The 15,674-nt window shown below is 57.2% G+C and carries 11 protein-coding genes and 2 pseudogenes; 3 read left to right on the forward strand and 10 right to left on the reverse strand.

Annotated elements, in window-relative coordinates:
- The first annotated feature begins 5 nt into the window (after nucleotides 1-5).
- Both ACP8IT_RS06835 and ACP8IT_RS06840 read left to right on the forward strand, forming a co-directional pair.
- Entirely contained in the window at nucleotides 6-887 is an 882-nt protein-coding gene (locus ACP8IT_RS06835; protein ID WP_284631510.1) for a peptidylprolyl isomerase, read from the forward strand.
- A 244-nt stretch (nucleotides 888-1,131) separates the two neighbouring features.
- A pseudogene (locus ACP8IT_RS06840) lies at nucleotides 1,132-1,452 on the forward strand (superoxide dismutase); the annotation flags it as partial.
- Nucleotides 1,453-1,605: 153 nt separating this feature from the next.
- Here the strand turns inward: ACP8IT_RS06840 and ACP8IT_RS06845 are convergent.
- Entirely contained in the window at nucleotides 1,606-2,007 is a 402-nt protein-coding gene (locus ACP8IT_RS06845; protein ID WP_490289797.1) for a hypothetical protein, read from the reverse strand.
- Nucleotides 2,008-2,072: 65 nt separating this feature from the next.
- Nucleotides 2,073-3,236, reverse strand: a pseudogene (locus tag ACP8IT_RS06850) (IS3 family transposase).
- Nucleotides 3,237-3,692: 456 nt separating this feature from the next.
- Here ACP8IT_RS06850 and ACP8IT_RS06855 point away from each other — a divergent pair.
- On the forward strand, nucleotides 3,693-4,043 hold the full coding sequence (locus ACP8IT_RS06855; RefSeq protein WP_490289798.1) for a hypothetical protein: 351 nt from the start codon (nucleotides 3,693-3,695) through the stop codon (nucleotides 4,041-4,043).
- Between the two features lie 134 nt (nucleotides 4,044-4,177).
- Here the strand turns inward: ACP8IT_RS06855 and ACP8IT_RS06860 are convergent, their stop codons facing one another.
- The 8 genes from ACP8IT_RS06860 to yajC all read right to left on the reverse strand — a co-directional run bounded on the left by ACP8IT_RS06860 (nucleotide 4,178) and on the right by yajC (nucleotide 15,612).
- Nucleotides 4,178-4,750, reverse strand: coding sequence for a DUF421 domain-containing protein (locus ACP8IT_RS06860; RefSeq protein ID WP_420361743.1), 573 nt, complete (start codon nucleotides 4,748-4,750; stop codon nucleotides 4,178-4,180).
- A gap of 109 nt (nucleotides 4,751-4,859) precedes the next feature.
- A complete protein-coding gene (locus ACP8IT_RS06865; protein WP_490289799.1) occupies nucleotides 4,860-6,914 on the reverse strand; it encodes a bifunctional metallophosphatase/5'-nucleotidase in 2,055 nt (684 codons plus the stop codon).
- Nucleotides 6,915-7,107: 193 nt separating this feature from the next.
- Nucleotides 7,108-9,402 carry a RelA/SpoT family protein gene (locus tag ACP8IT_RS06870; RefSeq protein ID WP_490289800.1) on the reverse strand — a complete coding sequence of 765 codons (2,295 nt, stop codon included), beginning with the start codon at nucleotides 9,400-9,402 and terminating at the stop codon, nucleotides 7,108-7,110.
- An 85-nt stretch (nucleotides 9,403-9,487) separates the two neighbouring features.
- Complete coding sequence (locus tag ACP8IT_RS06875; protein WP_023017406.1) at nucleotides 9,488-10,033, reverse strand: adenine phosphoribosyltransferase; 546 nt, start codon at nucleotides 10,031-10,033, stop codon at nucleotides 9,488-9,490.
- A 50-nt stretch (nucleotides 10,034-10,083) separates the two neighbouring features.
- Nucleotides 10,084-11,826 carry an ABC transporter substrate-binding protein gene (locus ACP8IT_RS06880; protein WP_490289801.1) on the reverse strand — a complete coding sequence of 581 codons (1,743 nt, stop codon included), beginning with the start codon at nucleotides 11,824-11,826 and terminating at the stop codon, nucleotides 10,084-10,086.
- Between the two features lie 74 nt (nucleotides 11,827-11,900).
- Nucleotides 11,901-13,073 (reverse strand): protein translocase subunit SecF, encoded by a 1,173-nt coding sequence (secF, locus tag ACP8IT_RS06885; RefSeq protein WP_490289802.1) that lies wholly within the window; start codon nucleotides 13,071-13,073, stop codon nucleotides 11,901-11,903.
- 2 nt (nucleotides 13,074-13,075) lie between these two features.
- Nucleotides 13,076-14,959, reverse strand: coding sequence for a protein translocase subunit SecD (gene secD / locus ACP8IT_RS06890; RefSeq protein WP_490289803.1), 1,884 nt, complete (start codon nucleotides 14,957-14,959; stop codon nucleotides 13,076-13,078).
- 278 nt (nucleotides 14,960-15,237) lie between these two features.
- Complete coding sequence (yajC, locus tag ACP8IT_RS06895) at nucleotides 15,238-15,612, reverse strand: preprotein translocase subunit YajC (RefSeq protein WP_490289804.1); 375 nt, start codon at nucleotides 15,610-15,612, stop codon at nucleotides 15,238-15,240.
- Between the last annotated feature and the right edge of the window lie 62 nt (nucleotides 15,613-15,674).

Consider the following 15,674-nt stretch of genomic DNA (forward strand, 5'->3'; position numbering starts at 1 on the left):
CCACGGTGCCAGATAATAAAAAGCGCGGAGAAGACGCGCTGCACAAGCTCGATCGTGAGCTAAAGTCCCGTGACCGCAAGCAAAAGACTCGTCCTTTTGGTGTCGCCGCAGCCTCGCTCGTCGTCATCCTTGGCATCGCCGGAGGAATCTACTTCCTGTCCACCCGCGATGGCTCTGAGGGCGACATCCAGGCAGAAGATACCTCTGAGGCACAGACCACGCAGGAAGCCCCCAAGGCTGAACCCTTGAGCGGCAAGCGCGCGGAAGCCCTGCCAGCCACCGTCCAGTGCAACTACGAGGACAATGGCCAGGATGGCCACGGCGCGAAGAAGCCCGACGGCAAGGATATTTCCACAGAGGGCACCGTCACCGTCTCCTTCGATACCACCCAGGGCCCGATTGAGATGGACCTGGACCGCGCCGCTGCGCCGTGCACCACCCACGCCATCTCGGAACTGGCTGAATCCGGCTTCTACGATGACACCGTCTGCCACCGCATGACCTCTGGCGTGTTGAACGTGCTCCAGTGCGGCGACCCCACCGGTTCCGGTTCCGGCGGCCCAGGCTTCAAGTTTGCCGATGAATACCCCGCCGATGAAACCGATGCCAAGGACGCACAGAACCCCGTTGTCTACCCACGCGGTTCCGTCGCTATGGCCAATAGCGGCCCAGATACCAACGGTTCCCAGTTCTTCCTTAACTATGACGACTCGGAGCTTGCCCCTAACTACACCTACTTTGGCACCATTTCCGAAGAAGGCCTGAAGACCCTTGACAAGATTGCCGAGGCCGGCGTAGACACCGGCGATCAGGGCGGTCACCCAGGCCAAGAAGACGGCAAGCCTGCTGAAGAGGTAAAGATTAAAAAGGCTACGGTAAAGGCTTAGTCTGTGGCATCGGCGCTTGCCGATGCCCATTACGTTGTTAGCAGTTCCACTTAAGGGAGCCCAGAATTCGTAACTCTGCCCCTGTACAGGGGCAGGTTATGTTTGTCTGCGTTCCTTTTGCTTTTCTTTTGAGGAGCAGTGGAACTAGTCGCTGGCTTCGGTATGGCTTATTTTCGTCCCTGTCTGACAATGATCCGGGGGGGGTGATGCCGCCGAAGGCAGTGACATACTCCAAACTGCTAATAGGAACCTGAGCCCTAACGGTGGCGGCGAGCCAACCGGTGAGCTCGCGGAGGCTATCGACCGCGACTTCGGTTCCTTCTAGAAGTTCAAGGCGCACTTCTCCGCAGCAGCACTCGGCCTGCAGGGTTCCAGCTGGGCCGTGCTGGGTTACGACCACATTGCTGGCCGCCTGCTCGTTGAGCAGCTGACCGACCAGCAGGGCAACACCTCCGTGAACTTCACCCCACTGCTGATGCTGGATATGTGGGAGCACGCTTTCTACCTGCAATACAAGAACGTCAAGCCTGATTACGTCAAGGCCGTCTGGAACGTCTTCAACTGAGACGACGTTGCAGAGCGTTTCGCAGCAGCGAAGAAGTAAACCTTCCGCCGCACCATCATCGCTGCGGCTTACATGAACGCCGTGCCCACGCACTTTACGTGCCGGACACGGCCATTTTCATGGCGTTTTTATCTCGCGGGGCACCGTTTTGGCTTAGCGAGTTCTCCCGGAAACCATAAGAAGAATAAATCCCAGCCAAAGTAATCCGGTGGCTGCAGTTATTACCCATAAAAGCTCACTAAACAACGGTTCCCAAAAACCACCGGCACGAAACAGCTGAGTGATAACGGCAGCAACTGCAATAACAATTCCGGCGGTAACTATCCACGCGCCGATTTTTCCTATCGTGGATGTAGAATACCGCGCTCGCCTATGGCTCCAGAGCGAAATATTTATCCCGATAAGCACAACCGCGATAGCGGTGGCCAGAAGAAATAATGCGCCAACAAGAAACGGAAAGCCGTCATTCGAAGCAGCAATAATGCTAATAAATACATAGAGCGCGAGGGCCATGAGGACCGAAAAAATTGTGATGCTTTCCAGGGGTTTCAGCATGTACATTCCACTCCCTAATTGTTGAGCCGGGCCTACCCCCGGAAAGTGGACACGTCGGGGGTTAGCTATGCTGCTTTAGTCAGTGTAGCTGAGGTCTCGGCTTCAAAGACATCCGGCGCTACAAGATTGCACCAGGAGTGCCGCCGGCGCGTGTTGTAGCGCATGCACCACCGGAAGACTTCCTGACGACAGGAGATCGGACTGTCAAAAACTTTCCTATCGCGCAAGACTTCCCGCTTTAAGGTGGCGTTAAACGATTCTGCTAGGGCTTCTATCAGCACTCGTTCCTACCGCTCCCATGGACTGGCGCACACCCAACGACGAGCAATAGTTTCTAAAGGTCTGTGAGGTGTACACGCTGCCGGGATCGGAATGAAAAATAGCCCCGTCAAGACTGCCGCGTACACCGTGTGCGTGGGCTAGGGCATCGATGACCAGTGAGACCCGCATGTGGTCTGCGAGTGCATAACCTGCACGTTTGTGTGAATGAAGTGTCAATGACTGTGGCCAAATACATGTTTGTGCCTCCCTTACACGGAAGGTAGATAATATCGCCGACGTAAACGCGATTCGGCTCGTTGGCTGTAAATTTGCGGCCTAGTAAATCTGGCATGACGCGGTGGCCAGGCTTACGCCTGGTAGTGATGCATCGGCGGCGTTTGGTAAAGCCTTTTAGCCCCATGGATTTCATGATTCGTGCAACTTTCTTGTGATTGACCGGGGTATACGCCAGGTCTTCCTTAAGGCTTGCAGCGATGCGTTTAGCCCCATAAAGCCCGTGCTCATCATCGAAGATGGTTGTGATTCTTGCACCAATAAGGGCATCGGAACACATCTTTAACCTGCGATTTTTACGGGTTTGGGCCCATTTATAAAACGAGGAGCGATTGAGCTTTAAAACTTGGCACATCCGCATAAGCCGAGTATTCGGTTCGGTGGTCATAGACACACTGGAAGCAGAACTCCGGTGAGTCTGCTTTAAGCAAAATATGTGGCGGCCTTGCGCAGGATGTCACGTTCTTCGCGCAGTTTTGCGTTTTCTTTTTCTAACTGGCGGATCCGTCTCACGAATCATTCGCTGCTTGGGCTTTATCCTGCACTGCTTTTATGCGGGCGCGTTTGTCGGTGCCGTACTTGGTGATCCAAGAATGCAGCGAGGCACGGTTGATGCCGAGCTCTGCTGATGCTGAGTTCAGTGAGAGGTCCTCATTGTTCTCATAGGGGGCCACAGCATCGCGCCTGAACTGTTCTCAATACCTGGACGTGGTGGTAGATTACCAATCTTGCCAGCCCGACTGGGCTGGATATCAGGTGTCCACCAAAAAGGGGTCAGGTCCAAACTATATAGGAACACCCCCTACTGCCTCCCGCATCCTTCACTTACTAACCCCATTTAGGGGTTAGTGGGAACTCCCCAGCGTCGTGCACGGATCATTTCAGTGCTCAACGTTGAAGATTTTTTCAGGCCCATTTCTCCGCTCAATATAACCCTCTACCTGCGCTTAAGGATCGAATATCTCCCCTAGCCATTCACCCCATCAACATTAAGCGTCAACTACCACACAGCCCGATACGTTTTGACAATCTTTTTTAATAAAAGTTTGCACGATCTGTTGCAGACCGTAATACGGCTGTCTAATATCTAAGGAGTCTTTGAACACCACAAGCTCGTTAGGAAGCAAGATATGAAGCTTATCTCCCGCAAGGCTCTCGTTGCCGGCGCAACCGCCCTGTCCGTCACCTTCGCTGGCACCGCCGTGGCCACCGCTGCTGAGGTACCCACCACCCTGTCCTCCTCCATCGAGAAGGGCGCAGCAACGCAGCCGTACGCTAACGGCAAGGGCACCGGTGACGCCAACGAGGATGCTAACAAGAAGCCTCAGCCCGAAAAGACTTCTCAGGAGAAGGCTACGGAAGTCCAGGCCTGGATCGGCGTCTTCACCGCTGCTATCGGCGCATTGGGTACTCTCTTCGCTTTCGCTAACAAGTACCTCAACATCGACGACTTCATGAAGAACTTCAAGCTTCCTTTCTAATCTTTCACGCTTCTTAAGCGCTTTTAACCGCTGTGCCCTAAATCTGGGCACAGCGGTTTCGCATATTCTGGGGCAGCCAGAGCACTACCCAGATGGACCTTCGCACCGGTTCTGCGCCCCCTGCTCAGAACCCTTTAAGATTCCTTTGCCCGCCTGATGTATCCAGAGCCGACGAGGTCATTGAATATCTCTGGGTCGATTTCTTGGCCATTCTTAATTACGGAGATGTGGCCGGTGGGCTCTAAGACCATGACCTGGACGTCTTCCATGCGGCCGAGGCCAGACTTGCGCACTGCGGAATATACGTCCGAGCGAGTGATGTGGGAAACGGTGAGATTATCGTCAATCATCTCGCCCTGAAAGACGATGAGAACGGGCCGCCGGTCCAAAAACCGCGTCCACTTCACCACCTTGCGGATGGTACCGAATGCGGCTTCTAGGGCCATGAGCGTTGTCAGCCCAATAACACCCGCCGCCAATGTGGGCGGAACGCCGATGATCACGCGGCCTGCGACGGCGCCGAACATAATGATGATGATCGCGTCAGAGGCCGTCATGGAGGTCAATACGCGGGAGCCAAAGAGCTTTACCAAGACCATGAAGGCAAGGTAGATGCCTAAGGTAGACAACATGACCACAGGAACTCGATGCAGCTCGATTCCTAGTTGAAAAGTAGCCTCGCGTAAAAACCGTTCAAAGATATCCACGGCATTTGAGATTACTAGGCTAAAAGACACAGCACAGAAAAATAAGCGCTTTTCCCCCTGTAAGCGAGGAAAAGCGCTTTTAGTGTATCCGCAGGATTTGGATTCCTATTTAGATGTGAAAGGTCTTGCGCAGGTCATCAAAGATGGCCCGCAGTGGTGCCGGAAGCACCTGGGGATTTAAACCAATGAAAGCGATTCCTGCCGCTAGTGCCGTCACGATGGCAAGGATTGCACCACCGGAGGACGAGCCCTGCGGAGCCTTAGGGGAATCGTCCTCGTCACCGTCAGCTTCGCCCACTTCCAATGGCAGGATCGCCTGCGTGCCAGCGTCGGTGGTTATTTCCAAGTTCTGGGAGCCAGTCAGGCCCTTTGGAACGGTCAGCGTCACCTGCGCACGGCCGCGTTCGCCAAATTGGTCATCGCCTTCTTGCTTGGAATTATCGATATCGGCGGTCTTTTCTTCATCTCCCAACTTGGCCGTGACGGTCTTAGCCATTGGCTCGCCCTCACTGGTGTAGTTCAAGCTGGATAGATCGACGGTGATTTCTTTGCCGGGGACAATGTCACCATCGATATGGGCGCCAATTTGGCTCTGGCCCTTACGGACCTCGGACTTGCCGGACGCGATGTAATCGATCATGGCTTGAGCGTCCATGTATCCCACATCGTTCTTGTCCTTGATGGAGCCCGCCTCAAAGTAACCATCGCCGCCCTTCTCGGTATCGCTGGAAGCGAGGAAGGAAGAAAGCGCGATGGAATAGTCCTTGTTCGGGTCGAGGGGCTCGCCATTGACGGTGACGGACTTGACGCGCTCACCGTGGGAGGCCTTTGGGTCATAGACCACCTGGACGTTATTGGACAGCCCCATGGCCAGGCGCGGCCGGCTGCTGCCATCTTGCCATTGGTTTTCCAGGGCGGTAATGAAGTCCTTACCGGAGACCTTCGCGGTAATCACGGAATTACCAAATGGCTGGACCTGGAAAATGTCCTTGTACGTTACGTCCCCGCCCTTTAGATCGGCACGCACTCCACCGGCATTCATGACGCCGAGGTCGATGTCCTCGCCCACCTGCTTGCTCATGGCATAACGCTGCCCTTCCGCGATGAAGTTATTCAGGGTGGACTCGACACCACGGTTGGAACCTGACTTTTGCCCCTCATCGGAGCCGCGGAACAAGTCGGTTTCGACTGTGCCAGCGGTCTTCGAGCCTTCTACCTCGGCCTCATCCTGTGCCTTCTTAACGATGCCCGCAATCTCAGCATCCGGCTCTACCTGCGCGGCAGCAGTCGCATCGTACTGCTTGAGCTCAATGCTTTTTACCTTGCGGGCGGCCTTGTCGTAGGTAATATCGGCATCGTTAAGCAGCTTGCCGTACTCGTAGCCTTGCGCCCACTGCAGTGGCAGCGCGCCCTCGCGCTCAACCGTGCCCTGGGTGGTCTGGTGGGTATCGCCACCAAAGAGGATATCGACGTCCTTATTAAAGCCCTGTGCGTATTCCTCCGCATCCTCGTGGAAGAGGGAAACCACGACATCCGCCTCGCCGCTTTCCTTCAAACGGGTGGCTTCCTTGTTCGTTGCCTCAACGGGATCGGTAAAGGTAACGCCCGGAATCTTTGCCGCAGATACCTTGAATTTGGTGTTTTGGGTGACGGTGCCGACGTAGCCGACCTTCACGCCGTCGATTTCTTCCACATGAGAGGCATCCAAGAGCGGCTTGCCGTCTTTTAATACATTGGCGCCGAGGATGGGATAGTCAGAAGCTGGCTCAATACGGTCCGTTAGGTCCTCGGTGCCCTTGTCGAATTCGTGGTTGCCCACTGCGGTGACCTTCATCCCCATGGCATTGAGCGCCTCCAGAGTGTACTTGTCATCCGAGATGGCCGAGACGAATGCAGAACCGCCCACGTTATCGCCCGAAGAGGTGAGGTTGAACTTTTGGCCTTCGTTGACCTGCTTGATAAGCGATTGCAGGCGGGCCACGCCAATCTCATCGCCCGCCTTAGCAGGGTCGCTCAGGCCATCTTCCAAGTGGCCGTGCAGGTCAGTGATATTGGTGACCGAGATGGTGGTCGTATCCTCCTGCGCTAGGGCGTGTGTGCCAGAAAGCGCGACGGCGGTAACGGTGGTAGCGGCCACCAACTGGCCAATGCGACGGAACTGCATAATTACTCCTGTGTCGTAGAAAGCATTCAGACAATATATACCGCTTTCTTAACGAATTCGCAGGAAGCATAAAGCCCGTGAACTGGGCTTTTACCTTTCCTCCGCCAAGAGTTCACGCAATCGTCACGTGCGCGTAGCCCGCGCGTTGCTCTATCAAGCAACCGCACAGGGAGGTAGCCGCGCGGGAAGGCGGTTAGGCAGTCACGCGGTAGACGTCAAAGACGCCCTCGGTATTACGCAACGTCGTCATCAAGGACCCCAGCTGTTTGGTATCCGATACGGAGAAGGTAAAACGCATCGTGGCAATTTGGTCCTCGCCGCGGTTCGAATTCATAGTCAACACATTGATGTTCTGATCGCTTAATACCCGCGTTAGCTCAGACAGCAGGCCCTGGCGGTCCAACGCCTCAAGCTGCAGCGTGGCGGAAAAGGCGCCGGTAGAAGAGGTGCCAGAGGACCACTCCACCTTCAGCATGCGCTCCGGCTCAGATTTGAGCTTTTCCGCGTTGGCGCAGTCCGCGCGGTGTACGGATACTCCCCCGCCACGGGTGACAAAGCCAAAAATGGCGTCCCCAGGCACCGGCTGGCAGCACTTCGCAAGCTTAGCCATGACATCGGGGCTTCCCTCCACCAAGATGCCCGTGCCGGAGGCGGAGTCCTTGGTATGCTGCGCGCGGGACTGCTCGAGCTCCGAGAGTGGGGTGCGGGAAGCAAGGGCATCTACGGCATCATCGCGGTCGCCGAACATGGCCACCAATTGGTTGGCCACGTGCTGTGCGGAGACGTGGCCTGCGCCGATAGCTGTGTACAGGGCATCGACATCGGAATAGTGCAGCTGTTCTGCGACCTGTTTCATGGAGCTGGCGGTAAACAGGCGGTGCATCGGCAAGCCGCCGCGCTGCACCTCAGAGGCCAAGGCATCGCGCCCGGCTTCGAGGTGCTCCTCGCGCCTTTCCTTGGCAAACCACTGGCGCACCTTCGCCTTGGCCCGCGGCGAGACCAAGAATTCCTGCCAATCGCGCGATGGGCCGGCGTTGGGATCCTTGGAAGTAAAGATTTCTACCTTGTCGCCGGATTTCAGCGGCGATTCTAGCGCCACCAATTTGCCGTTAACCTTGGCGCCAATGCAGCGGTGGCCAACCTCCGTGTGCACGGCGTAGGCAAAATCTACCGGGGTGGAACCCGTCGGCAAATCCACCACATCGCCCTTTGGGGTAAAGGCGAAGATCTGGCGCGCCGTCAGGTCATAGCGCAATGAATCGAGGAACTCATTGGGGTCTGCCGCTTCCTTCTGCCAATCCAGCAGCTGACGCATCCAAGCCATCTGGTCCACCTCTTCTTGGTGCCCAGAATTCTTGCCCTTCGTTTCCTTATAGCGCCAGTGCGCGGCGACGCCGAATTCGGCGTTGTAGTGCATCTCGTGCGTGCGGACCTGTACCTCCAGTGTTGCTCCGCCGTCCGCGAGCACCGTGGTGTGCAGAGACTGGTAGACGCCGAAGCGCGGGGAGGAAATATAATCCTTAAAACGCCCAGGCAAGGCCTGGTAAATGGAGTGCACGACGCCAATGGCGGCGTAACAGCTATTGATGTCATCCACCAGTACGCGGATGCCCACTAGGTCAAAGATCTCCGCGAACTCGCGGCCGCGCACGACCATCTTTTGATAGATGGACCAGTAGTGCTTCGGCCGGCCCATTACCTCGGCCTCGATGCCGTTTTCCTTTAAGGCGGCACTGACTTGGTTGATGATTTCCTTCAAGGCGCGATCGCGCGAGGGCGCGCGCTCTGCCACCATGCGCACGATTTCGTCGTACTTTTTGGGATAGAGGATGGCAAAAGACAGATCCTCTAACTCCCATTTCACGCTCGCCATGCCCAACCGGTGGGCCAAGGGGGCGATGACCTCTAGCGTCTGGCGCGCCTTCTTGGCCTGCTTTTCCGGCGGCAAAAAGCGCATAGTGCGCATATTGTGCAGACGGTCGCTGACCTTGATGACCAGCACGCGCGGATCGTTGGCCATGGCGACGATCATCTTCCGGATGGTCTCGGCTTCCGCCGCAGCACCCAGGGCCACCTTGTCCAGCTTGGTCACGCCATCAACAAGCCGGGCCACTTCGGGCCCGAAGTCGCGAGTCAGATCCTCCAGCGTGTACTCGGTATCCTCCACCGTATCGTGCAAGAGTGCTGCAACGATGGTGGTGGTATCCATGCCGATTTCCGCGGCGATCGTAGCCACGGCTAGCGGGTGGGTAATATACGGCTCGCCCGACTTACGGAATACTCCCTCATGCAGCCTTTCTGCGGTGTTATAGGCAGCGTTGAGCAATTCCGCATCCGCTTTGGGGTGGAATTTCCGGTGAATGGACATGAGGGGATCGAGCACCGGGTTAATCTTGACCCGCCCGCCGGTCAGTGACCGGGCAAGGCGGGCAGACATGCTCCGCATCCCGTTATTAGCCTGGCGTTTTGCTGACTTATCAGTGGCCATCTCTACCGCCCTTCACAATGCCACAGCCTATAGTGCTGGCTGCGGCGCCTTTCCAGATCGTGTGATCTAGCTTAGACACACCATCTTAGTCAGCGTCATCTAGCACAATAAGCGGCGGGCCCGATAAGCGCTCCCGGCCGTTCAGGCCCTTAACCTCTAGCACCACGACGTTACCCGCAACCTCGGCGCCGGCAGATTCAAGCAGCAGCTTGGCGCCGTGGAGGGTGCCACCGGTGGCCAGGACGTCATCGACAAGCACCACGCGCTTGCCCTTCACATCAACGCCGCTGGCGGGGATCTCCAACGCGGCCGAGCCGTACTCCAGCTCGTATTCTTCGGTATAAACCGGCGGCGGAAGCTTGCCCTTTTTACGAATGGCCAAAATGCCCAAGCCCAACTTGTATGCCACGGCTGAGCCCAGCAGGAATCCGCGGGCATCCAGGCCGCCGATAAGATCCGCGCCCAACTCCTCGCAGGCGGCCGCTAGGCCATCAACGACGGCCTGAAATGCCTCAGGATCGGCCAATACCGGGGTGAGATCTTCAAAGAGGATTCCTTCCTCTGGAAAATCCTGAACGAGGCGCACCTTGTCGTGCAAAGCTTGTGCTGCTGATTCGTACTGGGAACTCATCATCTTCCTTGAGAAATAAATAGCGAGAAATAATTTGAGAGGAAAAAGGGCTAAGCCTTTTCCACAGGTTCTTGTGCCGGCACGTGCCAACGGTCCATATTCCAGCCGATACCCGAGATGCCAGTGTACGGCAGGACACCCTCCACGTCGCGGTGAACGATGAACACGCGCGGCTGCGCAGCAACAGGAATGGAGGGAACGCTGTCCCACAGCTGCTCTTCCTGTTCCTTGAGCTGCACGGAGTTTTTGATGCTGGAATCTGCCGCAGAGTACTCGGTCAGCGGGTCGACCGGGCCCAAGAAGGCATCAATGGTGGGCTCACCTGTTTCCGGATTGGGGTTGAGATAAAACTGCGATAGCTGTTCGTCCGCAGCGTCCTCAATGGTAATGCCCGCCGGTTCGCACGAGGCGCGCAGCGCCTCGACCATCGCCTGGTAGCGCTTATCCGGGCCAACGTAGCCCACCTTGATGGTGGTGCCCTTCAACTGGCCGGCCGCAGCCATGTCCGTTCCCTCGTGGTCCTTCGCCACCGATCCAAGCGTTTGGGCCACCGGATCCTGTACGGACACGGTGCGGACATACGCCGGCGGGACGTCGACGCCAGATATTTCGGAGCTCTTGTGCGCTATCGAGGCTTGGTCCACGCAGGCGGCAAATGCCTTCCTGGCAGAGGGCTCTGCGAAGATCCCGGCCTGTGACAGCGTCAGCGTATCGGTTTGCAGACCCACCTTGGTGGTCGTCTCAAACTCGTTATTGCCTGCGCCCGCGGTGTCCTCCCCAGCGGAGTCGTGGTCTGGATCTTTGCCTTCCGCGGATTCTGCGTCCTCACCCGCGTTCCCGGACAGCCAGTCGGGCGCAGCAGTATCGGAATCTGCCACCTTGAGTACGCCCTTATCCTCAAGCTCCTGCGCGTCGGCGCTACTCGGCCACACGACGAGCCGGTCCAAGGCAGGCTTATCGCCGCGATACTGCTCATTGGCCTTTAAGAAAACCTCGCCAGAATCGCCGACCTTTTCTGCTGTGAAGGGGCCATAAGACACTTGCAGCTCGGGATCAAAATCATCCTTGGCAGTGGAAAACCCATAGCGCCACAACTCAGCCACTGGCTGCAGCGCCGCCATGTCTTCTGCGTGCAGGGCCGCGTTGAGATCCTCCATGCTCATGTCCGTCTTCTGTGCAAGCGCGTGCGCAGGCATGACCGTGCCAGGGCCAAACATCTGGCGCCAGCGGTGGCCCTGGTCTTTATAGAAGGTCAGCGTAAAGGCCTTGCTGTGCGGTGCGCACTCGATGTCCGCGATGTCATTCATCAGCGGCATATGCGAGGCAAACTCCACCGGGTGCGTACCGGCCGTATAGGCAAGCAGGTAATCATCGCAGGTGACGGGGGCGCCGTCGGAGAATGTGGCGTCATCGGCAAGCGTCAAACGCACGCTTTCCTGGTCGCTATCTGCTGCGGGCGGAAGCTTTTCGGTCTCGACCAAATCCGCGTTGGGAATGAGCTGTCCGGAGGGACCTGGCACGAAAAGGCCGGGATAAAGGCGCGTCGAAAGCTGCGCCGCGGAGGTGGTGCTGCCGAAGGCGGTACCGGCATTCGTCGTTGCCAACTGGGAGTTGACCATATAACCGGTGTAGTTATAGGACTCCGGATCGCTGGGCGCTGCCTGGTCACCGCTCTCGGATTCCTCGCTGCTGCACGAGGCCGCTACCAGCGCAAGGGCGGAAAGCCCCGCCGCAATAGCCGTGATTTTGGGACGGCTACCCCACCACCGTGTGGTGCCTAGTCTGCGTTCCACGGTACGCACAACCCCCTTTTTCTCCTTCAAAGACCGAGCTTTACTCTGCCTGATTATGCCGTGCTTCAGGGCGATTAGCGGCCTGGGCGCCAGGTAGCACCGGTATGACCGGAGGCGCTACTGCCGTGATCGGATTGCTCTTCTGCCACTTCCTTGCGGGTCTTGGCCCCGGCATCGAAAGGCGTGACCACCTTGCGCTTCGCAGAACCCTCTTGCGCCGGTTCACCATCCTCAGACTTACCCGCGCGGTAATCCATGACGCGCTGGGTGTGCTGCTTGACGCGCTTGGTCCAATTAGCAAACGTCACCACCAACGGGGTGGCCAAGAAGATCGAAGAGAAAATGCCCTCGATAACGCCGATGAGCTGGATCAGCGCCAGATCGCGCAGCGTGCCGATGCCCATCAGCCACACGGCGATGATGAACAACGCGATAATAGGCAGCGCGGAAATGATGGACGTAGAAATAGAGCGCATGACCGTCTGGTTAATCGCCAGATTGGCAAGCTCCCCATAGGTCTTTGATCGTTGGCCTTCCAAACCCGCAGTATTCTCATTGACCTTGTCAAAGACGATGACGGAGTCATAGATAGAGAAGGTCAAGACGGTGAGCAAACCGATGATGACGGCGGGAGAAACTTCAAACCCAAAGAGGGCGTAGATGCCGGCGATGACGATGCCATCGATAATAAGCGCCGAGATGGCCGCAAACGCCATGATCTTTTGCAAGCGCACCGCCACATAGATGGTCGCTGCAACAAGGAATACGACCATGGCCAGAATCATGCGCTGGGTAATGGAAGAACCCCAGGACTCGGACACGGTGGAGGAACCAATGGCGTCCGGGGTGGCCTCCCCGTTTTCATCCTTTGGCTGGAATTCCTCATAGATTGCGGACCGGGCGCTATCTACCTCTTCTTGGCTCAGGCGCTCAGAGGTGATTTCGAGCGTCTCAGAATCGCCGGCGCCGACGATGCGCACCTGCTCGGGTTCAACGCCGGTGGAGTCCTCAAAGACGGTAGCTACCTCGTCCTCTTTCAAGTCCCCAGCGGGCATGGACAAGGTGGTACCTCCCTCAAAATCGAGGGAGAGGGTGAACCCGCGAATCAAGATGGCGGCGATGGCGCCGACGAGGAGCGCGGCGGTAATCGCGTACCACCGTTTGGTGTGGCCAATGAAGTCATAGCCACGCTCGTCTTCATAGAGACGATCCAAACGCGAAATCTTGTGTTTAGTAGATACGGCCATGATTATTTCTCCTCATCTTCCGCAGCTGCTGAGGGCGCTGAGCTCTCAGACGAATCGGCGCTAGCGGATGCCGAATTGTCAGTGGCGCGCGCCTGCGATGCGGTAGCAACGCCGCGGGACTCCGCGTAGTAGCCGCGTTCGCGTCGCTCTTCAATCAGCGCGTAAATTCCGCCCAAACCGTTCATCGATGGCTTGGCTGCCGCTGGGCGGCGGCCGATGATCTGCATCAACGGCGCCATGACCAGGAAGGACACGACGAGGTCGAAGATCGTGGTCAAGCCCAAGGTGAACGCGAAGCCCTTTACCTCACCGATGGCGAGGAAGTAGACGATGACAGAACCAATCAGCGTCACCGCGTTACCGGTCACGATGGTGCTGCGCGAGCGCTCCCACGCCTTCTGCGTTGCTGACCTGAAGGTTCTACCCTCTAGGAGCTCATCCTTGATGCGTTCGTAGTAGACCACGAACGAGTCCGCGGTCGCACCGACACCGATGACCAAGCCGGCGATACCGGACAGGTCGAGCGAGTACCCGATCCAACGACCCAGCAACACAATGGCGCCGTAGGTCAGCAGGCCGGAGCCAAGCAAGAAGATGACGGACACACCGCTGAGCGCGCGGAAGTAGTACAGCGAGTACAGGATGACCAAAATCAAACCTGCCAAGCCTGCCCACAGGCCGGCCTCGAGCGCGGCCTTACCCAGCGTCGGCGGAATGGACTCTACCGTGCCGCCGGGCTCGCCATTCTCTCCGGCAAAGGATAGCGGCAGTGCACCATAACGCAGGTTATTGGCCAAGTTATTGGCTTCTTCCTGGCTAAAGTCACCGTTAATGGAGGTAGCAGAGCCGTACGGGGTCGCACCCTGGATAACCGGCGCCGAAATGACGGCCGAGTCAAGGGTGATGGCAATCTGGTCGTTCAGGTGCTCCCGCGTGAGGTCAGCCCAGGTCTGGGAACCGTTCGGGCCATTGCCGGTCTTGAAGGAGAAGCTAATCTCCATCTGGCCGGACTGCGGGTTCAGGCCGCCATTAATCGGGGAATTGGTATCAATCTCATTACCCGTCAAACGGGTACCGTCTTCATCCTCAACGCCGTTGAGCAACGGCGCTGGCTCCAAGACATAAGGGGTGCCGCTGTCGTAATCACAGGTCACAAAAGGTTTGGACGGATCATCCGCACCAGCCAGTGGGTCGGCGGAGCCTTGGCAGGTCAAGAGCGACGAGGCCGCTGCCTGCGTTGTCGGATCGTCCGATTGGCGGTCCTTCAACAACATCTCAGTGACTTCGTCGCGGCGCTCGGTCTGCTCAATGGAGTTGGAAGGCTCGTCCAAGGGCTTGGCGGAGACCTTCGGCGCCTTGACGTCCTTCGGTTCCTTGCCTTCCGCCTGCGCCTCTTGCTGGGCAACGGCATTGGTGACGTCTTCCAGCTTCTTATTGGCCTCTTCCTTATCTAGGACGCCGTATTTGACCCACCGGTTAGCCATATCCTCCAGCTCTTTGTCGAGCTTTTCCAGATCCGGCGCGGAGGGTTGTGCCACTGGGCGGAAGTACAGCTGGGAGGTCTGCCCCACCGCCTGGGCTTGGGACGCATCCTCGCCCGGCACGGTGATGACGAGGGTATTGCCGTTAATGACAACCTCGGAACCTGAAACACCCATGCCGTTAACGCGCTGTTCCAAAATATTGCGCGCCTGCCGTAGCTGATCCTGGGTGGGGTCTTCACCTTGTGGTGCCAAGGTAACGCGGGTGCCGCCCTGCAGGTCGATACCTAGCTTTGGGGTGGCTTGGCGGTTTCCGGTAAAAAAGACCAGCGCATAGATAACAACCACGATGAGCCCAAAGAGCGCGAGGGCGCGCTTGGGCCATTGGCGGTTGCTATTTTTCATAGCGCCTCGAGATGATGCGGACAACGATATTCTCCTGTGCACTGCAAACCAGGGTGATTAAACAATAAATACGGCCCGCCCGATTCGGCGCGGGCACGTTAACAACGCACAATCGTACGTCATGGAACAACATTTTCCTTAACGGGGTCCGCGATTCAGCGAAAATGTGTCAGGTTCTACGTTTCTCATAAGCCGATTGCAGGTTCAGAGAACCCCCAGCTTATGCACAGAATACGCCCGCGTCTTCCTCCACAGAGGGCGCGGGCGGTAACAAGGACTTAACGGCTAGAGGGCTGCTCGCCTTCCCCGCCGTTGAATCCATCATCATCATTGTTCTCACCGTTGTCGCGCTGCGCCTCTACGGCATTGTTTGCACCACCGCGGTCAAGCTTCTGGGCCTCGCTTTCGGTGCGCACCACCGCCATCTTGTCAAAGGTGAGGGTAACGCCTGGGGAAACCTCGAGGTCCACGCTGGTATCGGTGGTTCCCCGCACCACGCCGTGGACACCGCCGGCGGTGACGATGCGATCCCCATTCTGTAGGGAGTTTTGCAGCGATTGCATATCGTTCTGGCGCTGGCGTTGCTTACGCATCGCCATAAAGGAAGGAATGATGAACAAAATGACAATGATGATGAGAAAGATGATTTCCATAACTTTCCAGTATGCCAGACCGTTTCGTTCACAAAAACCATGAGCCGGTTCCACCTCTGCGG

The sequence above is a fragment of the Corynebacterium sp. LaCa_23 genome, from assembly GCF_058182375.1.